Raw genomic sequence first — 21,717 nt, 5'->3', positions numbered from 1 at the left:
GCCTCGGCGCAGGTCCCCGTCCTTCGAACGGGGGAACCGGGGCGGCCGTCCTGGGTGTCCTAGCTGCGGGGGCGGGCAGTTCGAGGCGTGGGAGCAAGTAGGACATGGGTCTGACGAGCCACAAGGTGCTGGCGCTGACCGTACTGATCGCCGTTGCGGTGATGGCCGGCACGGTCTGGCTGTGGCCGAGGCTGGCGAAGCGCAACTGGCAGGCGGTGCTCGGCCGGATCGGCGCCCTGCTCGCCACCCAGCTCACCGTGCTCGCGGCGCTCGGCCTGGTGGCGAACAACTACTTCGCCTTCTACAGCAGCTGGGACGACCTGCTCGGCACCGGCGACAACGGCCCGGTCACCATCCAGAACAAGGTGGACGCATCCGGCCGCCTCCAGGTGGAGACCATCGGCCACGCGGCCGTCCAGGGCGGCGGGGCGCTCGGCCGGGACCCGAAGCAGTCCGGTGAGATCCGCGAGATCCGGATCGACGGCGCCACCACCCGGCTCTCCACCGAGGGGTACGTCTACCTGCCGCCGCAGTACTTCCAGCCGGAGTACGCGCAGAAGCAGTTCCCGGCGGTCGTCGTCAGCACCGGCTTCCCGGGGATCGCCAAGAACCTGGTGACCCGGCTCAACTACCCCGGCGCGGCACTCAAGCTGCTGCAGGAGGGGCGGATGCAGCCGACCGTGATGGTGCTGGTACGGCCGTCGCCCGCGCTGCCGCAGGACACCGAGTGCGAGGACATCCCGGGCGGCGCCCAGTCCGAGGCGTACTTCGTCAAGGACGTCCCGTCCGCCATCCAGGCGTCCTTCCGGGTCTCCGGCGACCCGCAGGCCTGGGGCTTCATGGGCAACTCGACCGGCGGCTACTGCGCCCTCAAGCTGGCCATGCGCCACCCGGAGGTCTTCCCGACCGCCGTCTCGCTCTCCGGCTACTACCAGGCCGCCGACGACCCGACCACCGGCGACCTCTTCAAGGGCAGTCACCAGCGCCGTGACGAGGCCGACCTGATGTGGCGTCTGAAGAACCTTCCGCACCCCAAGGTGTCCGTGCTGCTGGCCGGCACCAAGGAGGGCGACGGCGAGTACCGCCGTGAGACGGAGGCGTTCATCGCGGCCGCGCACAGCCCGATGAAGGTCTCGTACAGCATGCTGCAGACCGGCGGCCACAACTTCGAGACCTGGAGCAAGCTGCTGCCGTCCTCGCTCGAATGGCTGTCCCAGCACCTCAAGGTGCCGGCCGGCACCGTCTGAGCCACCCGGCCCGGCGCAGACCCCACCGGACGTCCGCACCGGGACCGACGCCTCGCAGGAACGACACCGCCGGCCCGGGCAGGCGCCCGGGCCGGCGGTGGTCCGTCGAGACCCGGCAGGTCAGGCGACCGGCTCCAGCGTCCCGGTGTGCAGCTCGCCGACCCGGCCGCCCTCGCCCTCGTACGTCCAGAAGGCGCGCACCGTCAGCCTGCCGAGGTCCATGACGTGGCTGACGGTGATGCCGCTCTGCTCGGTCCAGCTGACGAAGTACACCTGGGGGCCGACCTCGGCCACGTGCAGCGCGACGTCCTCCCACTGGCCGGCCGACTCGCCGAGGCCCTCCCAGCGCAGCCGCTTGCCGTCGGCCGAGTAGGCGTTGCGGAACGCCGCGCCGTTGTCGACCTGGAAGAGGTAGGTGCGGCCGGCGAAGGCGGGCAGGGACGCGGTCATGGCTGGGCTGGTCCTCGTTGTCTCGTGCGATGCATGCAGGTCGGCCTCCAACCTATCCGACCGGGTGACGTTCCCGGCGGACTTACCGGTGGACTTCACGGCGCCCCACGACGCGGCGGACCGCCGCGCGCCCGCCGCACGCCCGCCGCCACGCGCCCACCGCCCCGCCGCTCACCCCGCCGCTCACCCCGCCGCTCACTGCCCGAGCACCGGCCCGTGCAGGACGGTGGCCGCCACCTTCGCCGCGGTCAGGTCGGCCTGCAGCCGGTCCGCGATGAACTTGTTGGCCACCAGCACGGTCGGCGCGGCGGGCAGCTTCGCGATGGTGTTCCTCAGGTCCTGCAGCATCTTCTGGTACTGCTCCGCCGTCGGCTGCCAGGAGACCTTGACGGTGTAGACGTCGTACAGCGCCCGCATCTCGCCGCCCCGGCGCAGCAGGAGCTCGGCGACGAAGGTGGACCGCAGGTTCTGGTAGGAGTCGTCCGAGTAGAGCGCGATCAGCGGACCGCCGTTCGCCCGGGCGAGGTCGCGCTCCAGCAGCGTCGTGGCGAACGGCGCGAGATCGCTGTGCCCCTTGCCCTGGCTCCAGACCACCAGCGGGTTGGTGTACCAGGCGGCGGGCTTGGTCCAGGCGGTCAGGACGCCCCACTGGACGCCGGCGAACAGGCTGAGCGCGGTCGCCACCGCGAGCACCGACAGGCCGGCCTCGCCGCCGCGGCGCAGCAGCGCCGGGCGGGAGGTGCCGCGCGCCGGGGCGGGGGAGGGGCGCAGCAGCAGTCCGACCGCGCCGATCGACATCAGGCCGATCACCACACCGGCGGCGCCGACCTTCTCGAAGTAGTACGAGTAGTAGCCGATGGTGTGCAGCTGCCACCACCCGAAGCCGCCGATCACCAGGCCCGCCCCGACGACCAGCACCAGCAGCGCCTGGCCGGCGGCGGTGCGCCGGGTGGTCCGGCCGAGCGCGCCGAGCAGGGCGAGCAGCCCGCCGCCGAGCAGCAGGGCGCGGTCGGTGCCGACCATCGGTCCGGCCAGGTTCGAGGTGCTCGCGACGTCGAGGTCGGACAGCACGGACACCGCGCTGGGCAGCGCCGCCACCCCCAGCCCCGCGAGCAGGACGAGGGCCGTCGAGCGCCACCGACCGGCGAAGCGGCGCCGGTTGACCAGCACCCCGCCCGCCACGGCGAGGCCCGCGAAGACCCCGTACAGGTTGTAGACGTAGGTGACGGTGACCAGGCCGGCCACGGCGATCAGCAGGTGCTCGGTGCGGCCCATGGCCGGCCGCACCGCGAGCGGGAGCGCCACGGCGAGGAACAGCAGCCCGATGATCGTGGAGTCGAAGCCGTGTCCGACCAGGTCGGAGTAGTTGCAGGCGAGCATCAGCGAGGCCGTGGTCGCGCAGACGGCGGTGGCCTGCCAGCCGCGTAGCCGCGGGCCGCCGATCCACCGGGCCGCCCAGACCAGGGCGGCGCAGAGCAGCGCGTAGGCGGCCAGCACATAGAGGAAGTAGCGGTTCATCGCGTCGAGCGCGGCACCGGGCGCGGTGGAGGAGCGGACCAGGGCGTCGACCCAGGCCAGCAGGAAGTGCGACCCCTGCGGGTACACCGCCTCGGCCGGGGTCATCATGTACGTCCGGGCCTGCTCCTGGTGCAGGAAGGCGTAGCCGCCGACGTGCCGGATGCCCTCGAAGTAGGAGAAGTGCCCCAGCCGGTCCTCGGCGGTGGCGATGTACGCCACCCGTTCGGTGAGCGACTTGCCGGCCACCGCCTGGTGCAGGAGGTACCAGACGCCGGCCGCGGTGCCCGCCACCAGCGCGTCCGTCCCGCGCAGGCGCAGCGGCAGGCGCGGACGCCGGTCGGCCAGCCAGCCGGCCAGGCAGACGGTGCTGAGCAGCACCCCGGCGGTCGGCACCGGGTGGATGCCCCAGGGCCAGACCGAGAAGAGCAGCCCGAAGGCCATCACGCCGGCGGCGGTGATCAGGGCGGCCGCGAAGAGCCGGTCGACCAGGCCGCCGCCGACCCGGATGAGTGAGGCCACGGCCAGCACCAGGACCGGCAGCAGCACCACGTCCAGTCCGGCCGGGTGCAGGGCGAGCGGCAGCAGCCAGGACGCCGCGAGGAGTGCGGCGAGCAGCGGAAGGCGGCGCCGCGGCGTCCCGCCTTCCTGGGGACGGAGCTCTCCGGTGAACGGTGGAGCATCCGACGGTCGGTCCAGTACGGCAGACGGAAAGGCCATCGCGAAAGAGCGCTCTCTTCGATCGGGTCCTGTGTCTCGCACCCCCCCGGTCAGGACGCGATACCGGCCGGCACCCGTGGGTACACGACCTTCAAGGCGACATCATAAGCGCCATGGAACGTACACATGTGCGAGTGTCCGGCCGCTGGACCGGCGGCCCGCCCGGGCCGGTGTGAGCTGTGCGACAACCGCCGCCGATTCCTTGGCGCGCTCCGGACGGCCTGCCTAGCCTGCACGAGTCGTCCGCCCTCGCGGACCCCGCCGTCGGGACGCCGAGTCCTGTCCACCCGACGGCGCGTAACCGAGCACCACAGCGGACGGGAGCGGGGGACCCAAGGTCAGTGCCCGACCCGTGCGCTCCCGCGCACGGGCCGTGGCTAGGGGTGAAGCCGCTCCACAGGCGGCCGGGCAACCTCAGCCCGAACCCGACAGCTCACCTCGCAGGCGTGGCAGAGGACACCCCATGCAGAAGCCTGCCCGGCGCACCGCACCGCGCCATGCCCGCCCCTCCCACCGGGGCCGCAACACCGCCTTCGCCGTCACCGGCGCGCTCGCCGTCACCGGCGCCGGCCTGCTCGGCGTCCCGGCGGTCACCACCGCCCAGGCGGCCGCCGCGCCGACCGTCACCCAGGACAAGCTCGCCCCGGCCACCATGGTCGCGGGCAAGGCCACCGCGGCCTCGCTGACCGTCCACTCCTCGGCCTGCTTCACCGCCAAGACCGTCGGCGTGGGCGTCCGCGACGCGGCCGGGCGCAACCTCGACTTCCCCGGCAACGTCGCCAACGCGCAGATCTGCCCCAGCGGTCTGTCGATCACCACCGGTGCCCGCACCCTGCCCGCCGGGACGTACACCCAGTTCGGCTTCTGGCAGGACTCCGCCGGCGCCTGGCACAACCTGCCCTCGCGCCAGCTCGTGGTCTCCGGCGCCACGGCCACCCCGACCCCGACCCCGACGCCGACCGCGACCGCCACTCCCAAGCCCACCCCGACCCCGACGCCGTCGCCCACCGCGACCGCCACCCCGTCGACCCCGGCCACCGGCGCCCCCGTCGCGGGGAAGTCGCTGACCTGGTCCGACGAGTTCAACGGCCCGATCGCCTACGGCTCCCGCTGGACCGGTGACAAGTCCAGCGCCTACCACTACGGCAACCACAACCCGGACGACAACAAGCTCGACTGGCTGAACAAGAACAACGTCAGCGTCTCCGGCGGGGTCGCCACCTTCACCGCCAAGCCGGGCGCCAACAAGCTGGAGAACGGCAAGCAGTCCTGGGACACCGGGCTGCTCACCACCGAGTACTCCAGCGAGGGCTTCCAGGTGAAGACCGGCGACTACGCCGAGACCCGGGTCAAGCTCCCGGCCGGCACCGGCGCCTGGCCGGCCCTGTGGACCTGGAAGAACGGCAACGGGGAGATCGACTCCTTCGAGTACCACCCCGACAACCCGAACCTGCTGGAGCTGACCAACCACGTCAACCCGGGCCACCTGTACTACACCGACGCCAAGGCGATCGCCAAGGACGGCTGGGTCACCATCGGCACCTCCTACGGCGCCAACTCGGTCGACTGGTACATCAACGGCACCAAGGTCTTCTCGGACGGCAAGGGCGTCGGCGCCAACTGGTCGGCCTACCTGATCCTCAACCTCTCCCTGAGCGCGGGGAACTACCACCCCGCGCCGCAGGGAACGGCTCCGATCACCTTCGGTGCGGACTACGTCCGCGTGTACCGCTAGAACCGGCCGTCGCAGACCGCCCGCCCCGTCAGGAGCGGGCGGTCTCCACGACCGGGATCGTGAACGGCTGCCGGTTGTTCGCCTCGTTCTGGTCGTCGTCGCTGCGCACCGCGACATAGCCGCCGCTCAGGTCGCCGACGGGGACGGTGGAGGCGAGCCGGACCGGGATCAGCGCCGTCGCGCTGCGGAACACGCCCAGCCCCGCGGGGAAGGTGCAGCGCACCCGGTGGCCGTTCTGGAAGTCGTAGCAGTTCTCCGGGAAGAACGGCCCCTCGGCCGTCACCCCCTCCGGCAGGGTGACCACCACGGTGAACGAGGAGGCCGTCGTCTCCGGGCCGCCGTTGCCCACGAAGGCGTGCACCGTGGTGGTGCCGCCGGGCGCGGCGGCGTCCGGGTCGATCCGGACCACCTCCAGGTCGGACTTGGAGGGCGCGGGCGCTGCGGGCACTGCGGGCGCGGGCGCCGCGGGCGCCGCGACCTCCGCCGCCGGGTCGCCCCCCGGCGCCGGATCGGTGTCCGAACACGCCCACGCGGGCCCGGTGGCCAGCACCACCAGCGCCGCCCCCACCGTCAGTGACCTGCCGAAGTAACCCCGTACGGACCCACTGCGCGACATCGCCGCTCACCCTGCCCTCTGCGTTCCGGCGCCCCGCACCGTTGCGGGCCGCGTCCGCCCCAGCGTGACCGAGCGGCCCGCCGCGGCCGGGTCGACCCGCCCTCGGGCCGCTCGAACGGGCGAACAGTTCCACCGGAAGTCGGCCGGTCCGACGCTCTGCGTGCGGGACGGCAGGAGTGACCGCCCGTCAGGGTGCCAGGACGCGCCCCAGCCGGGTCGCGATCTCCTGCATGACGGGGACGAGCGAGGCCGCGCCCGCCTGCTCCTCCAGGGCTCGGATCCGCGCCTCCGGACCGGAGACCGAGAGCGCCGTCGGGGTCGGCGCACCCGGCACCGCGAGCGCGATGCAGCGCACCCCGATCTCCTGCTCCTGGTCGTCCACCACGTAGCCGCGCTCGCGCGCCTGCGCCAGCTGGTCCAGCAGCTGCTGCGGGTCGGTCACCGTGTACGAGGTGTGCGCGGGCAGCGGGTTGGGGCCGAGCACGGCGCGCGCCTCCTCCTCGGGCAGCTGCGCCAGCAGCGCCTTGCCGACGCCGGTGCAGTGCGGCTGCACCCGGCGGCCGACCTCGGTGAACATCCGCATCGAGCGCCGCGACTGCACCTGCCCGACGTACACCACCTCGCCGCCCTCCAGCACGGCCAGGTTGGCCGTCTCGCCGGTGGCCTCCATGAGTTCGGCCAGGTACGGGCGGGCCCAGCTGCCGAGCAGCCGGCCGGCCGTCTCGCCCAGGCGGATCAGCCGCGGCCCGAGGGTGTAGCGGCGCGCGGTGTCCTGGCGGACATAGCCCTGCTGCACGAGGGTACGAACCAGGCGGTGGATGGTCGGCATCGGCAGACCGGACGAGGTGGACAGTTCGCTGAGCGTCGCCACGCCGCCGGCGTCGGCCAGTGCCTCCAGCAGCTGGAAGGCGCGCTCGACGGACTGCACGCCGCCGCTCGCGCGGTCCGTGCTGGTCGTCGATGCTGTGTCGGGGGTGGCGACCACCGGCGTTCCCTTCGCTGTCGGGGGAGGAGTAGAGTCCCAGCGATCACCTCAACAAACCGTTGAAATTCTGTATCGCGGAAACTAGTCTCCACCTTACAGAATCGGACCAGCCGACAGGTGGGTTCCGATCGGTTCAGATCAAGGAAGTTCCCACCGGAGCTCCCTTCGCCAGGCTCAACCGTCTTAGGAGTGTCCTGCCCATGGCTACAGATCAGGGACCCGCCGGCGCCTCTCCCGCCGCTCCGGTCGTCACTGTCGCCGGTCCGCGCGTCCCGCGGGCGGAGGAGGTGCTCACTCCGGAGGCGGTCGCCTTCGTGGTCGGCCTCCACCGCGCCTTCGAAGGCCGACGGCAGGAACTCCTGGTCCGACGAAAGACCCGCCGGGCCGAGACCGCCAGGGCCGGGACGCTGGACTTCCTCCCCGAGACGGCCGCCGTGCGGGCCGGCGACTGGAAGGTCGCCGAGGCCCCCCGGGCGCTCCGGGACCGCCGGGTCGAGATCACCGGCCCCACCGACCGCAAGATGGTGATCAACGCCCTCAACTCCGGGGCGCGGGTCTGGCTCGCGGACTTCGAGGACGCCACCTCCCCCACCTGGGAGAACGTCGTCAGCGGCCAGGTCAACCTGATCGACGCCTTCGAGGGCCGGATCGACTTCACCTCCCCGGCCGGCAAGGCCTACACCCTGCGGCCGGCCGCCGAACTCGCCACCGTCGTGGTCCGCCCGCGCGGCTGGCACCTGGACGAGAACCACCTGCTGGTCGACGGCACCCCGGTGGCCGGCGCCTTCCTCGACTTCGGCCTCTACTTCTTCCACAACGCCGCCCGGCTGCTGGCCCGCGGCGCCGAGGACCCGAACTCCGGCCCCTACTTCTACCTGCCGAAGACCGAGAGCCACCTCGAGGCCCGGCTCTGGAACGACGTCTTCACCCACGCCCAGGCCGCCCTCGGCATCCCGCACGGCACCATCCGCGCCACCGTGCTGATCGAGACCATTACCGCCGCGTTCGAGATGGACGAGATCCTCTACGAGCTGCGCGAGCACGCCGCCGGGCTCAACGCCGGCCGCTGGGACTACCTGTTCTCGATCGTCAAGAACTTCCGCGACGCCGGCGAGCACTACATCCTGCCGGACCGCAACTCCGTCACCATGGCCTCCCCGTTCATGGCCGCCTACACCCGCCTGCTGGTGCAGACCTGCCACCGGCGCGGCGCCCACGCCATCGGCGGCATGGCCGCGTTCATCCCCAGCCGCCGCGACCCCGAGGTCAACGCCGCCGCCCTGGAGAAGGTCAAGGCCGACAAGGACCGCGAGGCCGGCAACGGCTTCGACGGCTCCTGGGTCGCCCACCCCGACCTCGTCCCGGTCGCCCGCGCCTGCTTCGACGCCGTGCTCGGCGAGCGCCCGAACCAGAAGGACAACCCGGGCCCGGCCGAGCCCGTCACCGCCGCCCAGCTGCTCGACATCGCCGGCTCCGGCGGCAGCTGCACCCGGGTCGGCCTGCACAACGCCGTCCAGGTCGGGATCCGCTACATCGAGGCCTGGCTGCGCGGCCTCGGCGCCGTCGGCATCTTCAACATGATGGAGGACGCCGCCACCGCCGAGATCTCCCGCTCGCAGATCTGGCAGTGGGTCAACAACGGCGTGGTGCTGGCCGACACCGGCGAGAAGGCCACCGCCGAGCTGGTGCGCAGGCTGGTGGCCGAGGAGCTGGCCGGGCTCCGGGCCGAGCTGGGCGACGAGGCCTACGCCGGTGGGCGCTGGCGCGAGGCCGCCGGGCTCTTCGAACAGGTCGCCCTCGCCGAGGAGTTCGCGGACTTCCTGACCCTCCCCGCGCTTCCCCTGCTGGGCTGATCCCAACCTATCCACCGGCGCGGCCGCTGCCGCCTGCCAGGCTGTAGCAGTCCGGCCGCCCCTTTACTCCGTTCCGTACGGCGACGAACCCACCTGTCCTCTCGTCGCCGTACGGAACGGCCTGTCATCCGAGGAGCCCGCAGTGCCCCGCATCTTCTTCAACGGCCAGGCCATGGTCGGCGGTCCGTTCCACGCCTCCGTCGCCGACGCCCTGATCGGTCCGGTCCGCACCGCGCCCGGCTACCGGTTCTTCTCCATCGACGACGTCTGCCCCGGGCTGCACCCCGACCCCGCCGCCGGCACCGCGATCGAGGGCGAGCTGTACGACATCACCCTGGAGCACCTGCGGGACGTCATCCTCCCCGGCGAGCCGCCCGAGCTGGAACTCGGCGTGATCAAGCTCGACGACGGCTCCGCCTGCCTCTCGATGCTGCTCGCCCGCGGCGAGGCCGAGCGCGGCGTCCACCGGGAGATCACCCACCACGGCGGCTGGCGCGCCTACCTCGCCACCCTCGGCCGGACGGCCTGAGCCGCCGCCGCCCCGGGCCGGACCGCCACGGGCGCCCGGCTCAGGACCGGCCCGCCGCCAGCTCGTCGCCGAGCCGGCTGCGGCGGTAGAGCACGCTGCGGCCGTGCCGGGCCCGGTCGAGCAGGCCGGCGGCGGCGAGCGCCCCCAGATGGCGGCTGACCGCGCCCGGGGTGACCCCCAGCCGGTGGGCGAGCTCGGTGGTGCTGGCGGGAGTCGCCAGCAGGACGAGCAGCCTGGCCCGGGGCGCGCCGATCAGCCCGGCCAGCGGCCCGTGCGGCTCCGCCCGGTGAGCGGCCGTCAGACCCTCGCTCATGGTGGCCTTGCCGCGCGCGGGGTAGGCGATCAGCGGCGGCCCGACCTGGGTGATGTCGGTCTGCGCGCCCAGCCCGAACAGCGTCGGGATCAGCACCAGCCCCCGCCCGGCGACGTCCACCGAGGCGCCCACGGCCCGTACCGCCGGATGCGGGTCGGTGAGCCGCAGCACCCCGGCCTGCCAGCGGAGCCGGTCGTCGAGGTCCGCGAAGAGCCCCTCCGCGCCGCGCTCCGAGAGCATCCGGCCCCGGTACGCGATGTCCGCCTCCAGCACCGACCGCGCCCGCGGCCACCAGTCCGGCGCGAGGCAGCGCGTCCAGTACGCCTCCAGCGCCTCGGCCACCCGCGCGGTCAGCGCGGCCGGGTCGTCCACGAGAGCGGCGAGCACCGGCGGCAGCGGGCTGCCGTCCCCCCGGTACGCGGCGAGCACGTCCGCCCGCACCACCTCCGGCGGGGTGTCCGCCAGGCGCGCGAGTTCGGCGGCGAAGTCCGGGCGCGGGGTGCCCGGACGGGGGGTGAGGAAGTCCGGCACGAAGCCGACCGGCGCGATCAGCGACTCCAGCAGCGCGGTGTCCAGCGTCTCGTACCGGGACTGCCAGCGGGCCAGCCACGGCTGCTGCTCCGGGTAGCGGGAGGCCGCCGAACGGGTGCGCAGACTCAGCACCGCCTCCTGCAGCGGGGAGTAGGCGAACCAGGTCGCGGCGAGGTCGTCGACGCCGAAGCGGAACTCGAACATTGACCGTAACGGTAAAAGAATTCCGCCCGTTCGGGAACCCCGCTGTGCTTCTGCCATGACCTCCACCATGGCGCGCCCGACCGTCGTCGGCCGCTTTCTGCCGGACGATCCACTGCTACGCCGACTCGTGCTGATGAGCCTGGTGAACACGGTCGGGAACGGCCTCTTCATCACGGTGAACGTGCTCTTCTTCACCCGCTGGATCGGCCTGACACCCGGTCGGGTCGCGCTCGGCCTCACGGTCGCCGGCGTCTGCGGCGTGTTCGCCGGGGTGCCGATGGGGCGGCTGGCGGACCGCGTCGGCAGCAGGCGGCTGCTGCTGGTGGTCGGGCCGCTGGAGGCCGCGGCCGTGCTCGGCTACGCCTTCGTGCACTCCTTCGCCGCGTTCGTGCTGCTGACCTGCGCGGCGACGGTGCTGTCGCGCGGCTCGTCGGCGGTGCGCAGCGCCCTGATCGCCCGGGCGGTGCCCGCCGAGAACCAGATCCGTGCCCGGGCGCTGCTGCGCTCGGTGATGAACGCGGGCCTGGTGGTCGGCTCCGGCGGAGCGGCGCTCGTCCTGCAGAGCGACTCGTACACCGGGTACGTGGCCGTGCTGGTGCTGGACGCGCTGAGCTTCCTGTGGGCGTCGGCGCTGCTGGTCGGGCTGCCCGTCCCGGACGGGGAGGCCGGCCCGGCGGCCGACGCCGGCGTGCCGGTGAAGCGGCGGTCGGCGCTGCGGGACCGCCGGTACCTGCTGGTCACCGCCCTGCACGCGGTGCTGGAGCTGCAGCTCGCGGTGCTCGGGGTGGGCCTGCCGCTGTGGATCGTACTCGGCACGGACGCGCCGCCGGCGGTGCTCGCCGCGGTGAACGTGGTCAACTGCCTGCTGGTGGTGCTGTTCCAGGTCCGGGCGAGCCGGGGGGTCACCGATGTCGCCACGGCCGCGCGGGCGTGTGCCCGGGGCGCGCTGCTGCTGGCGGCCGCCTGTCTGGTCTACGCGGCGGCGCAGTTCGGCCCGGCGGCGGCGGCCGCCGGGGTGCTGCTGGCCGGGGCGCTGGTGCACACCCTCGGGGAGCTGCTGACCTCCGCCGGTGGCTGGACGCTCAGCCTGGACCTGGCCGATCCGCAGGCGCACGGCGAGTACCAGGGGGTGTTCATGAGCGGGCAGGCGGCGGCGCATGTGATCGGGCCGCTGGTGATCACGCTGACGGCGGTCGACCACGGCGCGGTGGGCTGGGTGGTCCTGGCGGGGCTGTTCGCGCTGGCCGGGCAGGCCCTGCCGGTGGCCGTCCGCGGGGCGGCGCGCGCCGGGTGACGGCCGACCGGGCCGGCCCGCGCCCCACGGGGGTGGGAGCGGGCGGCCCGGTCGGGTGCGGGTACGCCGCAGCCCCGGACCCTCGCCGTGGGTCCGGGGCTGCGGTCCGCTCGCCGCCCGGTTGGAGGCGGCTCACGGAGTCCGGGTCACGCACCGTCCCTGGGCGGCCCGGAGTCTGGGGTGTTGTCAGGGGTCTGGGGTGTAGTCAGGTACCTGGGGTGTTCCGAGGTGTCGTGGAGCGCTCCGGGGTGTCCGGCCGTCAGACCGGCCGGGCGGCGAGCTCCCGGGCGGCGCGGGCGCAGGCCTGGGCGATCCGGTCCTCGTTGACGGTGGTCAGCTGGCCCTTCTCGACCACGGCGTTGCCGTTGACGAAGAGCGTGGCCAGCGGGGGCAGGGCGCCGAGGGTGAGGGCGGCGATCGGGTCGGCGATCGAGGAGTGCATGATGCCGTCGATCTTCCACAGGGCGAGGTCGGCGAGCTTGCCGGCCTCGATCGAGCCGATCTCGTTCTGCCGGCCGAGCACCCGGGCGCCGCCCATGGTGCCCAGGCGCAGGGCCTGGCGGCCGGTCAGCGCGGTCGGCGAGCCGTGCAGGCGGTTGATCAGCAGCGCGTTGCGCAGCTCGGTGCCGAGCTCGCCGGACTCGTTGGAGGCGGTGCCGTCCACGCCGAGGCCGACCGGGACGCCGGCCCTGAGCATGTCCGGGACGCGGGCGATGCCGGCCGCGAGGCGGGCGTTGGAGGAGGGGCAGTGCGCCACGCCGGTGCCGGTCTCGGCGAACTTGGCGATGTCGGAGTCGTTCATGTGGACGCAGTGCGCCATCCAGACGTCCTCGCCCAGCCAGCCCACCGACTCGAAGTAGTCGGTCGGGCCCATGCCGAACAGCTCCTTGCAGAACGCCTCCTCCTCGGCGGTCTCGGAGCCGTGGGTGTGCAGCCGGACGCCCTTGCGGCGGGCCAGCAGGGCGGCCTCGCGCATCAGCTCGGTGGAGACCGAGAACGGCGAGCAGGGCGCGATGGCGATGTGCAGCATCGAGTCGAAGGAGGCGTCGTGGTACTTGTCCACGGCGGCCTCGGAGGCGATCAGGATGTCCTCGGTGTTCTCGACCGCGTGGTCCGGCGGCAGGCCGCCGTCCTTCTTGCTGCGGTCCATCGAGCCGCGCAGCGCGGTGAAGCGCATGCCGAGCTCCTGGACGGCCTCGATCTCGGCGCCGAGGATGTCGCCGCCGTCCTTGGGGAAGACGTAGTGGTGGTCCGAGGCGGTCGTACAACCGGACTTGAGCAGCGCGGCGGCCGAGCCCTGGGCGGCGGCGTGGACGAGCCGGTCGTCGATCCGGGCCCAGGTCGGGTACAGGGCGACCAGCCAGTCGAAGAGGATGTTGTCCTGGGCCAGGCCGCGGGTGATCCACTGGTAGAAGTGGTGGTGGGTGTTGACCAGGCCGGGGGTGACGAGGTGGCCCTCGCCGTTGATCCGGCGTACCACGTTGTCCAGCCACTGCGGGGCGGGGCCGTCGCCGACCGACTCGATCCGGTTGCCGAGGAGGACCACGTGGCCGCGGGCGTACTCGGTGTCGTTGGCGTCGACCGTCGCGATCGCGACGTTCTCGATGACGATCCGCTGGTCGGCGGGCGGGGGCTGGACTGCCATGGTGTGTCTCCTATGGGGGGAGGGCCGGGGGCGCGCCGTGAGCGGTGCGCACCCCCGACCGGTCAGGACGGTGTCGCCGTCGGCACCGTCGCGCCGGCGCCCCCGTCGGTGGGGGACCGGCGGGCGACTCCGACGTGGTGGAAGAGCAGGTTGAGCAGGACGGCCATCACGCAGCCGGCCGAGATGCCGGAGTGCATCAGGGTGCGGACGGCCTCCGGGAACGCGTCGTAGAAGGTCGGCGCGGCGATCGGGATGATCCCGACACCGAGCGAGACGGAGACCAGGATGGTGTTGGAGCTGGATTCCATACCGGCCTCCGCGAGGGTGCGGATGCCGCTCGCCGCGACCGTGCCGAAGAGCACGATCCCGGCGCCGCCCAGGACGGGCTGCGGTACCAGGGAGACGACCGACCCGAGCACCGGGAAGAGCCCGAGCAGGATCAGGATGCCTCCGCCGGCCGCGACCACGAAGCGGCTGCGGATCCTGGTCAGCGCCACCAGCCCGATGTTCTGGGCGAAGGCGCTGGCGGCGAAGCCGTTGAAGACCGGGCTGAGCGCGGTGGCCAGCCCGTCGGCCCGCAGGCCCGCGGCGAGCGTGCGCTCGTCGGCCTCGCGGTCGACGATCCGGCCGAGCGCGAGCATGTCGGCGGTGGACTCGGTCATCGAGACCACCATGACGATGCACAGCGAGACGATCGCGGCGGCGTCGAACATCGGCGCGCCGAAGTGGAACGGGGAGGGGAGCGCGAAGACCTTCGCGTCCTGGACCGCGCCGAAGTCGGCCAGACCCAGCGGGAAGGCGAGCAGGGTGCCGATCGCCAGACCGATGAGCAGGGAGAGCTGCTGCCAGAAGCCGCGCAGCAGCCGGTTGCAGAGCACCACCGCGACGAGGGTGATCGCGGCGAGGCCGATGGCCCGCGTGGAGCCGTAACCGGGCGCGGCCGGCGAGCCGCCGCGGGCCCAGTTCACCGCCACCGGCAGCAGGGACACCCCGATGAGGGTGATCACGGTGCCCTGGACGACCGGCGGGAAGAACCTGATCAGCTTGCAGAAGTACGGCGCCGCGAGGAAGCACAGGAGCCCCGCGACGATCACCGCTCCGAAGATCACCGGGAGGGCGTCCTTCGGTCCGTGCTCCTTGGCTATCGCGATCATCGGGGCGACGCCCGCGAACGAGACGCCGTTCACGAACGGCAGCCGCGCGCCGATCTTCCAGATGCCGAGGGTCTGCAAGAGGGTGGCCAGTCCGGCGGTGAACAGGCTGGCCGAGATGAGCAGGGCGAGCTCGGCGGGGGAGAGTCCCACGCCGGCGCCGACGATGAGCGGGGGAGCGACGACTCCCGCGTACATCGCGGCGACGTGCTGGAGGCCGGTGGAGAAGAGCCTCACGGGTGGCAGCAGCTCGTCCACGGGGTGGACCCCCGGCCCGGACGGGGTGTCGGGGAGGTTGGTTGACACACCGTCCGGACCAAGGGGTCTGTCAGGGGTGGAACCGCCGTCTTTGGTGCTGGTGTTGCTGGGTGCCATGTCGAGCCCCTCTTGTGCCCGAGGCTCCCGGCGCGCCCGCGGCGCTGGAGAACGGCCTGCTGTGCGGTGACCGAGGACGGGACGGCGGTGCAAGGATCCCTCGGCCGGCCTCTCCGGCACCCCGGGCCGGCCGCCGCGAGGCGGGCACGATCTCCGGTTGGTGGGGGTGGAGAAACAGGTACTGCGGGTGCAGCGGTCCGCCCGGCACCAGCCGGCCGCGGACGGCCGGAGGGTGCGGTGGTGCCGGTCGGGGTTCATGGGGGTGGGGCGGTCAGGCGACCGGGATGACCGGGACGACGCCCTCGCGGTGCACGGTTCCCTCGATCAGGCCGTACATGCGGTCGGCGGCGTAGTAGACCTCGTTGTCGTTCTTGAGGCCGAACGGCTCCAGGTCCACCAGGAAGTGGTGCTTGTTGGGCAGCTCCAGGCGTACCTCGTCCACCTCGGCGCGGTTGTTCAGCACGCGGGTGCCCATCGAGTGCAGGGTCTGCTGCAGCGAGTAGGAGTAGGTCTCGGCGAAGGCCTCCAGCAGGTGCCGCCGCACGTGGGTGTAGGAGCGGTTCCAGTTGGGCTGGGCCTCGGCGTCGCGGCCGTTGAAGCCGTACTTCCAACGGGCCGTCACCTGGGTGGCCAGGATGCGGTCGTACGCCTCCTGGAGGGTGGTGTACCTGTCCTTGATGTAGCCCCAGAACTCCGAGTTGGTGGAGTTCATCACGACGAGGTCCTTGAGGCCCGAGATGACCTGGAAGCTCTCGCCGTCGTAGACGATCTCGCTGGTGCGGGTCTCGCCGCCGTTGCGGACGAACGAGTGGCCGACCTCTTCGGATCCGATGAAGCGCGCCGAGTTGTCCGGGGTCTTGATCCGGTCCCAGGTGTACTCCTCGATCCGGATCCGGGCGCGGTGGATCGGTTCGTTGTTGTCCACGAAGTGCTTCGCCAGCGTGATGCCGAACTGCTCCGCCGACTCGATCCCGTACTCCTTCGCGAAGGCGAAGACGGTGTTCTTGGTGGTGTCGGTGGGCAGGCAGTTGGCGTTCGAGCCGGTGAGGTGGACGTCGTCGAGGTCGCCGGAGAGGGCGACCGAGACGTTCAGGTCCTTGATCTCGTGACGGGTGCTGTCACGGTAGACGCGGACGATGCGGTTCTCCGCCTTGCCGTACTGGTTCTGACCGAGCACGTGGGCCATGACATGGCTCCCAATCAATGAGGCGGTCTAGCTTCCGCGGTAGACCGAGTATCCGAACGGGTTGAGCAGCAGCGGCACGTGGTAGTGGTGCTGCGCGGGCGCGACCGTGAAGACGATCGAGACCTCGGGGAAGAACGGCGCCTCGTCCGACGTCCGCGCGTAGTACGCGGCGGTGTCGAACCGGAGCCGGACGACCGAGCCCGCCTCCACGGCCGGCAGGTCCTTGGCCCGGCCGTCGGAGTCCGTGGCGGAGGCGCCGAGCACCGTCCAGCCACCCTCGGTGTGCAGTGCGAGCTCGACCGGGACGCCCTCGGCCGGGCGGCCGAGGCTGGTGTCGAGCACGTGGGTGGAGATGCCAGTCATGGGTGAAGTGACCTTACTGATGGCAGATATGACGCTGAGTCGGCTCCCGGGGCGGGAGTTCAGGACTCGTCGAGCAGGCGGTTGATGCGAATGTCGTTGATCTTGCGCAGCTCGCCTCGGACGATCTCCGCCTCGGTGGCGGCGTCGTTGGGGTAGCGCTCGCGCAGGGCGGCGAGCATGGTGGCCGCGGTGCGGCCGGTCGCGCAGATCAGGAACACGTGGCCGAACTTGGCCTCGTAGGCGGCGTTGGCCTCGTGCAGGTCATCGAGGAGAGCGGTGTCCACTCCCTGGATGCCGGCCTGCTCGCGCTCGGAGGTGGCGTCGCCCGTCTTGGGCTTGCCGATCCGGGCGTGGCCGGCCATGGCGTCGTGCAGGTCGGAGACGGTGAGCGCGTCCATGGCCGCCGCGTTGGCGGCGAGCAGGGCGTCACGGTCGGACCACGGTCGGGCCGCCGCGACGGCGGTGGCCCAGCCGGGGCTGGAGCAGACCTCCAGCAGAATCGCCTTCAGCTCGGCGGCGTCGGCCGCCGCCAGGGCCTCAAGGGCGTGGGGGTGGTTGGTCACGGGTGGACCTCCTGAAGAGTGGTGCCACCCGCACAAGCTAGATCGACCCACCCGGGCCGTCAACACTTTGTTGAACGGTTGGTGGTTACGTTTTGAACCGGCGCGTGTTGCCTGGCCGTTTCGTGTGCGATTAGCCAAGTGTGCCCCGCCGGGGGCTGGTCCAGACTGGCCGAGCCGAGGGGTTTCACCCGTTCGGCCCGGCCTGCGGGTCCGCCCCCCGGGCGTACGCGCCCGGCCGGAATCAGCCGGACTTCGTCCCGTCCTGGCGGTTGAGGTAGTTGTACACGGTGAAGCGGCTGACGCCGAGCGCCGAGGCGACCGTCTCCACCCCGTGGCGGACGGTGAAGGCGCCCCGCTCCTCCAGCAGGGCGACCACGCGCTGCTTCTCCCAGCGGTCCAGCTCGGCCAGCGGGCGGCCGTCGAACTGCCGGGTCATCTCGGTGAGCAGGCGGTCCAGCGCACTGCTGAGGTGGGGCAGCCGGACGGCCAGGGCCGGGGCGCCCTCCCACTCCAGGACGACGTCCTCGGCCTTCGCCTCGTCCAGCGGGACGGGCGTCGCGCCGACCGCGTCCAGCAGCGGCTTTATCGCCGCGGCGAGCGGGTGGTCCACGTGGTGCTGCTCGGTCACGGCGTACCGCCCTCCTCGCCCAGCACGCTGACCTGGACGGAGATCCGGGTCGCGCCGGCGTCCAGGGTCTCCCGGAGCAGCTTGGTCACGGCGGCGAGGACCTGGTCGGCCTCCCCCTCCGCGCCGGTGCCGAACGGGCCGACCGCGACGGCCAGGCCGGCCTCGTCGACCACCTTCCGGGCCGCCGCGGCGTGCTCCGGGAACGTGTCCAGTTCGAACGGTTCTGTCGTGAACTCCACCATCAATCGCACCTGCTCACTGTAGCGAGCGGGGGCGGGGGCGGTCAGGGGGTGGTCGCGGGCCGGTAGGCGGCTGGTCGATCGAACAGTCCGCGGCCGGTTCGACGGGCGGGACCGGGCCACTTCAACAAATTGTTGCGGCGGCCTTGACACCCGCTCGACCCGGCGGACATGCTTCCACCAAGCAGAATCCCTCTTCCGGATCGTGGAAGTTGCGGATAGACGGAAGAGAGTGAGAGGTGATTGACGTGACTGCCGCTTCCGAGCACGGCTACACGGTCAACCTGTCGATCCTGTTCAGCGAGCTTCCGCTCCTGGAGCGCCCGGCCGCGGCCGCCGCCGCCGGCTTCACCGCCGCCGAGCTGTGGTGGCCCTTCGGCGAGGACCACACCCCGTCGGAGGCCGAGCTGGACGCGCTCCGCAAGGCCTTCACCGACGCGGGAGTGCAGCTCACCGGCCTCAACTTCCTCGACGACCTCACCAAGGGCGCCCGCGGCACCGTCTCCGTCCCGGCCGAGAAGGACCGCTTCCGGGCCAACGTCCCGGTCGCGGCCGCACTCGCCGCCTCGCTCGGCACCAAGGCGCTCAACGCGCTCTACGGCAACCGGGTCGAGGGCGTGGACCCGGCCGAGCAGGACGCGCTCGCGCTGGAGAACCTCGTGATCGCCGCCGAGGCCGCCCACGCGATCGGCGCGGTCCTGCTGATCGAGGCGCTCAACAAGCCCGAGTCCCCGGACTACCCGCTGGTCTCCGCGGCCGCCGCGGTCGAGGTCGTCGACAAGGTCAACGCCGCGACCGGCCTGGGCAACGCGCGCTTCCTCTGCGACCTGTACCACCTGGCCAGGAACGGCGAGGACCTGGCGGCCGTGATCGACCGCTACGCCGACCGCTTCGGCCACGTGCAGATCGCCGACACCCCGGGCCGCAACGAGCCCGGCACCGGCGAGCTCGACTTCGAGGACCTCTTCGCCCGGCTCACCGCGGCCGGCTACACCGGCCGGATCGGCCTGGAGTACCGCCCTGCCGGCGGCGTCAGTGCCGACGCCTTCGAGTGGCTGCCGCGCGAGTACCGCGCCGCGAAGTAGTCCCCGCCCCCACCCCCTTCACGACATAAGGAACGACGCGATGAGCCGCAAGATCGCCTTCATCGGCCTCGGCATCATGGGCAGCCCGATGGCCGCCAACCTGGTCAAGGCCGGCCACCACGTCACCGGCTTCAACCTCACCCAGCCGCAGATCGACGCGCTGGTCGCGGCCGGCGGCCACGGTGCGAGCAGCATCGCGGACGCGGTGAAGGACGCCGAGGTCGTCATCACCATGGTCCCGGCCGACCCGCACGTCGAGCAGGCCGTCCTCGGCGAGGGCGGCGTGCTGGAGAACGTGCAGCCCGGCACGCTCGTCATCGACATGTCGAGCATCACCCCGCAGACCTCGATCAAGGTGGAGGCCGCCGCCCGGGAGAAGGGCGTCCGCACCCTGGACGCCCCGGTCTCCGGCGGCGAGGCCGGTGCCGTCGAGGCGGTGCTGTCGATCATGGTCGGCGGCGCGGCCGAGGACTTCGCCGAGGCGAAGCCGCTGTTCGACGTCCTGGGCACCACGGTCGTCCACGTCGGCCCGGCCGGCGCCGGCCAGACCGTCAAGGCCGCCAACCAGCTGATCGTCGCGGTGAACATCCAGGTCCTGGCCGAGGCCGTGGTCTTCCTGGAGAACGCCGGCGTCGACCTCGCCGCCGCGCTGGACGTCCTCGGCGGCGGCCTGGCCGGCTCGACCGTGCTGAACCGCAAGAAGGCGAACATGCTGAACCGCGAGTTCGCCCCCGGCTTCCGGATCGACCTGCACCACAAGGACATGGGCATCGTCACCGACGCCGCCCGCGCCGTGGGCGCCGCGCTGCCGGTCGGCGCCGTGGTCGCCCAGCTGGTCGCCTCCGCCCGGGCCAACGGCGACGGCTCGCTCGACCACTCGGCGCTGCTGCGCGGCGTCGAGCGGCTCTCGGGCCGCGAGGTCGCGTAGCCCCGCTCCCCCTGACTCCTCCTGGTGGCGTGTACCTATCCGGTCGTGCCCGCGCCACCAGGAGGCTTGACCCGATCGGCAGGCGGGCTGGGGCTCATCCGCCCCCTGCCGATCGACCAGACCGGCGGCGCGCACTCCCTGTCGGGGGCACTTCGGTCGTGCCGGCTGCGTGTCGCCCGGCCTCCTCCCTCGCCGAGGGGAGCCTCTCGTACGTCGGAAGCGGGACGAGGGGAACGGCGGGGAGGGGGCCGAACCCCGATCCCCGGCGGCGGATCCCGCCGGGCCCCTCCCGGGCCCGGCCCGCCGCGGGGGCACATGCTTGACGAACCATCGCCAGACGTCCGGAAGTGAGGCCCGCACCATGCCCGCCACCCCCGCTCAGGGCCATGTGGTCGTAGCTCCCGACAAGTTCAAGGGCACCCTGGAGGGCGCCGAGGTCGCCGCCCGGATCGCGGCCGGCATCCGCCGCGGCGCACCCGGCGTGGAGGTCCGCGAGCTGCCCGTCGCCGACGGCGGCGAGGGCACCCTGGCCGCCGCGCTGGCGGCCGGCTTCACCCGGATCCCGGCCAAGGTGGCCGGTCCGACCGGCCTGCCGGTGGACGCCGCGCTGGCCGTCCGGGGCGACACCGCCGTGGTCGAGCTGGCGCAGTCCTCCGGACTGGCCCGGCTGCCCGGCGGCCGGACCGCCCCGCTCGCGGCCGGCTCCTACGGGGTGGGCCAGCTGATCGGCCGGGCGGTCGGCCTGGGCGCCAAGCGGATCGTGCTCGGCCTCGGCGGCAGCGCCTGCACCGACGGCGGCGCGGGCATGGTCCAGGCGCTCGGCGTCGGCCTGCTGGACGCCGACGGCACCGAGCTGCCGCCCGGCGGCGCCGCGCTGCGCCGACTGGCCCGGCTCGACCTCGGCTCGCTGGCCGACGGGCTGACCGGCGTCGAGGTCGTGGTGGCCTGCGACGTGGACAACCCGCTGCTGGGCCCGCGCGGCGCGACCGCCGTCTACGGCCCGCAGAAGGGTGCGGACGGCGAGGACCTGGTGATCCTGGAGGAGGGCCTGGCCCGCTTCGCCGACGTGGTCGGCGAGGCCGTCGGACGGGACCTCCGTGACGCCCCCGGCGCCGGGGCCGCGGGCGGGGTCGGCTTCGCCGCCCTCGCCCTGCTGGGCGCCACCATGCGACCCGGCATCGAGCTGATGCTCGAACTGCTGGGTTTCGACGCGGCCGTGCGTGGGGCACGCCTCGTCGTGACCGGTGAGGGGTGCCTGGACGCGCAGACGCTCCATGGCAAGGCCCCCGCCGGCGTTGCCGCGGCGGCCACCCGGGCGGGGGTTCGGGTGGCCGCTGTGGCAGGACGGCTGGAGCTGTCGGAACGGGAGTGGCGGGCGGCCGGTTTCGCCGCCGCGTACGCGCTCACCGACCTGGCCGAGCAGCCGGGGGACAGCATGACCAGGGCGGCTGAGCTGGCCGAGGTCGCGGGGGAGCGGCTGGCGGCGGAGTTCCTCTCCCGTTAGCGGCCGGCCTCTCGTATCTTCCTACATTGACGTTTTGTTGAAGGCGGCCCTAGGCTCC

At 72.7% G+C, this 21,717-nt stretch carries 20 protein-coding genes and 1 riboswitch; of the genes, 8 read left to right on the top strand and 12 right to left on the bottom strand.

The window, feature by feature from the left end; all coding sequences use genetic code 11:
• Positions 1 to 104: 104 nt before the first annotated feature.
• Entirely contained in the window at positions 105 to 1,247 is a 1,143-nt protein-coding gene (locus tag ACIGZJ_RS04675; RefSeq protein WP_396455919.1) for an alpha/beta hydrolase, read from the top strand.
• Between the two features lie 120 nt (positions 1,248 to 1,367).
• Here the strand turns inward: ACIGZJ_RS04675 and ACIGZJ_RS04670 are convergent, their stop codons facing one another.
• Together ACIGZJ_RS04670 and ACIGZJ_RS04665 are read right to left on the bottom strand one after the other, a co-directional pair.
• Entirely contained in the window at positions 1,368 to 1,697 is a 330-nt protein-coding gene (locus tag ACIGZJ_RS04670; RefSeq protein ID WP_396455918.1) for a MoaF-related domain-containing protein, read from the bottom strand.
• Positions 1,698 to 1,892: 195 nt separating this feature from the next.
• Positions 1,893 to 3,932, bottom strand: coding sequence for a hypothetical protein (locus tag ACIGZJ_RS04665; RefSeq protein ID WP_396455917.1), 2,040 nt, complete (start codon positions 3,930 to 3,932; stop codon positions 1,893 to 1,895).
• Between the two features lie 296 nt (positions 3,933 to 4,228).
• Positions 4,229 to 4,394: riboswitch (cyclic di-AMP (ydaO/yuaA leader) on the top strand.
• A 1-nt stretch (position 4,395) separates the two neighbouring features.
• Between ACIGZJ_RS04665 and ACIGZJ_RS04660 the strand changes: the two genes are divergently transcribed.
• Positions 4,396 to 5,667 (top strand): hypothetical protein, encoded by a 1,272-nt coding sequence (locus ACIGZJ_RS04660; protein WP_396455916.1) that lies wholly within the window; start codon positions 4,396 to 4,398, stop codon positions 5,665 to 5,667.
• Positions 5,668 to 5,695: 28 nt separating this feature from the next.
• On the opposite strand, the gene ACIGZJ_RS04655 is transcribed toward ACIGZJ_RS04660, so the two are convergent.
• Both ACIGZJ_RS04655 and ACIGZJ_RS04650 read right to left on the bottom strand, forming a co-directional pair.
• Entirely contained in the window at positions 5,696 to 6,283 is a 588-nt protein-coding gene (locus ACIGZJ_RS04655) for a hypothetical protein (RefSeq protein ID WP_396455915.1), read from the bottom strand.
• Positions 6,284 to 6,470: 187 nt separating this feature from the next.
• The gene (locus ACIGZJ_RS04650; protein WP_392931377.1) at positions 6,471 to 7,268 is read right to left on the bottom strand and encodes an IclR family transcriptional regulator; all 798 of its coding nucleotides are present in this window, start codon (positions 7,266 to 7,268) and stop codon (positions 6,471 to 6,473) included.
• Positions 7,269 to 7,468: 200 nt separating this feature from the next.
• On the opposite strand from ACIGZJ_RS04650, the gene aceB reads away from it, so the two are divergent.
• Both aceB and ACIGZJ_RS04640 read left to right on the top strand, forming a co-directional pair.
• The gene (gene aceB, locus ACIGZJ_RS04645) at positions 7,469 to 9,121 is read left to right on the top strand and encodes a malate synthase A (RefSeq protein ID WP_396455914.1); all 1,653 of its coding nucleotides are present in this window, start codon (positions 7,469 to 7,471) and stop codon (positions 9,119 to 9,121) included.
• 142 nt (positions 9,122 to 9,263) lie between these two features.
• On the top strand, positions 9,264 to 9,650 hold the full coding sequence (locus ACIGZJ_RS04640; protein ID WP_396455913.1) for a gamma-glutamylcyclotransferase: 387 nt from the start codon (positions 9,264 to 9,266) through the stop codon (positions 9,648 to 9,650).
• Positions 9,651 to 9,690: 40 nt separating this feature from the next.
• Here ACIGZJ_RS04640 and ACIGZJ_RS04635 read toward each other — a convergent pair whose 3' ends face one another.
• Positions 9,691 to 10,698, bottom strand: a complete 1,008-nt coding sequence (locus ACIGZJ_RS04635; protein WP_396455912.1) for a helix-turn-helix domain-containing protein — start codon at positions 10,696 to 10,698, stop codon at positions 9,691 to 9,693.
• A gap of 55 nt (positions 10,699 to 10,753) precedes the next feature.
• Here ACIGZJ_RS04635 and ACIGZJ_RS04630 point away from each other — a divergent pair, with 55 nt between their 5' ends.
• Complete coding sequence (locus ACIGZJ_RS04630) at positions 10,754 to 11,992, top strand: MFS transporter (RefSeq protein ID WP_396455911.1); 1,239 nt, start codon at positions 10,754 to 10,756, stop codon at positions 11,990 to 11,992.
• Positions 11,993 to 12,251: 259 nt separating this feature from the next.
• Here ACIGZJ_RS04630 and ACIGZJ_RS04625 read toward each other — a convergent pair whose 3' ends face one another.
• The 7 genes from ACIGZJ_RS04625 to ACIGZJ_RS04595 all read right to left on the bottom strand — a co-directional run bounded on the left by ACIGZJ_RS04625 (position 12,252) and on the right by ACIGZJ_RS04595 (position 18,145).
• The gene (locus ACIGZJ_RS04625) at positions 12,252 to 13,637 is read right to left on the bottom strand and encodes an 8-oxoguanine deaminase (RefSeq protein ID WP_396455910.1); all 1,386 of its coding nucleotides are present in this window, start codon (positions 13,635 to 13,637) and stop codon (positions 12,252 to 12,254) included.
• A 62-nt stretch (positions 13,638 to 13,699) separates the two neighbouring features.
• Positions 13,700 to 15,163 (bottom strand): nucleobase:cation symporter-2 family protein, encoded by a 1,464-nt coding sequence (locus tag ACIGZJ_RS04620; protein WP_396455909.1) that lies wholly within the window; start codon positions 15,161 to 15,163, stop codon positions 13,700 to 13,702.
• A gap of 271 nt (positions 15,164 to 15,434) precedes the next feature.
• Entirely contained in the window at positions 15,435 to 16,349 is a 915-nt protein-coding gene (gene pucL, locus ACIGZJ_RS04615) for a factor-independent urate hydroxylase (protein ID WP_396455908.1), read from the bottom strand.
• Positions 16,350 to 16,376: 27 nt separating this feature from the next.
• Positions 16,377 to 16,712, bottom strand: coding sequence for a hydroxyisourate hydrolase (gene uraH / locus ACIGZJ_RS04610; RefSeq protein ID WP_396455907.1), 336 nt, complete (start codon positions 16,710 to 16,712; stop codon positions 16,377 to 16,379).
• A 59-nt stretch (positions 16,713 to 16,771) separates the two neighbouring features.
• Complete coding sequence (uraD, locus tag ACIGZJ_RS04605; protein ID WP_392931361.1) at positions 16,772 to 17,275, bottom strand: 2-oxo-4-hydroxy-4-carboxy-5-ureidoimidazoline decarboxylase; 504 nt, start codon at positions 17,273 to 17,275, stop codon at positions 16,772 to 16,774.
• Between the two features lie 241 nt (positions 17,276 to 17,516).
• Positions 17,517 to 17,903 (bottom strand): helix-turn-helix domain-containing protein, encoded by a 387-nt coding sequence (locus ACIGZJ_RS04600; protein ID WP_396455906.1) that lies wholly within the window; start codon positions 17,901 to 17,903, stop codon positions 17,517 to 17,519.
• The gene (locus ACIGZJ_RS04595; RefSeq protein WP_387946203.1) at positions 17,900 to 18,145 is read right to left on the bottom strand and encodes a thiamine-binding protein; all 246 of its coding nucleotides are present in this window, start codon (positions 18,143 to 18,145) and stop codon (positions 17,900 to 17,902) included. The genes ACIGZJ_RS04600 and ACIGZJ_RS04595 overlap by 4 nt, the downstream gene beginning before the upstream one ends.
• Before the next feature lie 236 nt (positions 18,146 to 18,381).
• Here ACIGZJ_RS04595 and ACIGZJ_RS04590 point away from each other — a divergent pair, with 236 nt between their 5' ends.
• The 3 genes from ACIGZJ_RS04590 to ACIGZJ_RS04580 all read left to right on the top strand — a co-directional run bounded on the left by ACIGZJ_RS04590 (position 18,382) and on the right by ACIGZJ_RS04580 (position 21,659).
• Positions 18,382 to 19,227, top strand: coding sequence for a TIM barrel protein (locus tag ACIGZJ_RS04590; RefSeq protein ID WP_396455905.1), 846 nt, complete (start codon positions 18,382 to 18,384; stop codon positions 19,225 to 19,227).
• Positions 19,228 to 19,267: 40 nt separating this feature from the next.
• On the top strand, positions 19,268 to 20,155 hold the full coding sequence (locus ACIGZJ_RS04585) for a 2-hydroxy-3-oxopropionate reductase (protein ID WP_392931356.1): 888 nt from the start codon (positions 19,268 to 19,270) through the stop codon (positions 20,153 to 20,155).
• A gap of 361 nt (positions 20,156 to 20,516) precedes the next feature.
• The gene (locus tag ACIGZJ_RS04580; RefSeq protein WP_396455904.1) at positions 20,517 to 21,659 is read left to right on the top strand and encodes a glycerate kinase; all 1,143 of its coding nucleotides are present in this window, start codon (positions 20,517 to 20,519) and stop codon (positions 21,657 to 21,659) included.
• The last annotated feature ends 58 nt before the right edge of the window (positions 21,660 to 21,717 follow it).

Source organism: Kitasatospora sp. NPDC052868, from assembly GCF_044547105.1.
GTDB lineage: Bacteria > Actinomycetota > Actinomycetes > Streptomycetales > Streptomycetaceae > Kitasatospora.
This window is presented reverse-complemented; position numbering and strand designations above follow the sequence as displayed.

Excerpts from the sequence above, each read along its gene's own strand:
- uraH (WP_396455907.1), bottom strand. The coding sequence starts at position 16,712 with ATGACTGGCATCTCCACCCACGTGCTCGACACCAGCCTCGGCCGCCCG.
- ACIGZJ_RS04635 (WP_396455912.1), bottom strand. The coding sequence starts at position 10,698 with ATGTTCGAGTTCCGCTTCGGCGTCGACGACCTCGCCGCGACCTGGTTC.
- ACIGZJ_RS04675 (WP_396455919.1), top strand. The coding sequence starts at position 105 with ATGGGTCTGACGAGCCACAAGGTGCTGGCGCTGACCGTACTGATCGCC.
- ACIGZJ_RS04585 (WP_392931356.1), top strand. The coding sequence starts at position 19,268 with ATGAGCCGCAAGATCGCCTTCATCGGCCTCGGCATCATGGGCAGCCCG.
- ACIGZJ_RS04655 (WP_396455915.1), bottom strand. The coding sequence starts at position 6,283 with ATGTCGCGCAGTGGGTCCGTACGGGGTTACTTCGGCAGGTCACTGACG.
- ACIGZJ_RS04665 (WP_396455917.1), bottom strand. The coding sequence starts at position 3,932 with ATGGCCTTTCCGTCTGCCGTACTGGACCGACCGTCGGATGCTCCACCG.
- ACIGZJ_RS04625 (WP_396455910.1), bottom strand. The coding sequence starts at position 13,637 with ATGGCAGTCCAGCCCCCGCCCGCCGACCAGCGGATCGTCATCGAGAAC.
- ACIGZJ_RS04580 (WP_396455904.1), top strand. The coding sequence starts at position 20,517 with ATGCCCGCCACCCCCGCTCAGGGCCATGTGGTCGTAGCTCCCGACAAG.
- ACIGZJ_RS04620 (WP_396455909.1), bottom strand. The coding sequence starts at position 15,163 with ATGGCACCCAGCAACACCAGCACCAAAGACGGCGGTTCCACCCCTGAC.
- ACIGZJ_RS04595 (WP_387946203.1), bottom strand. The coding sequence starts at position 18,145 with ATGGTGGAGTTCACGACAGAACCGTTCGAACTGGACACGTTCCCGGAG.
- aceB (WP_396455914.1), top strand. The coding sequence starts at position 7,469 with ATGGCTACAGATCAGGGACCCGCCGGCGCCTCTCCCGCCGCTCCGGTC.
- ACIGZJ_RS04630 (WP_396455911.1), top strand. The coding sequence starts at position 10,754 with ATGACCTCCACCATGGCGCGCCCGACCGTCGTCGGCCGCTTTCTGCCG.
- pucL (WP_396455908.1), bottom strand. The coding sequence starts at position 16,349 with ATGGCCCACGTGCTCGGTCAGAACCAGTACGGCAAGGCGGAGAACCGC.
- ACIGZJ_RS04670 (WP_396455918.1), bottom strand. The coding sequence starts at position 1,697 with ATGACCGCGTCCCTGCCCGCCTTCGCCGGCCGCACCTACCTCTTCCAG.
- ACIGZJ_RS04660 (WP_396455916.1), top strand. The coding sequence starts at position 4,396 with ATGCAGAAGCCTGCCCGGCGCACCGCACCGCGCCATGCCCGCCCCTCC.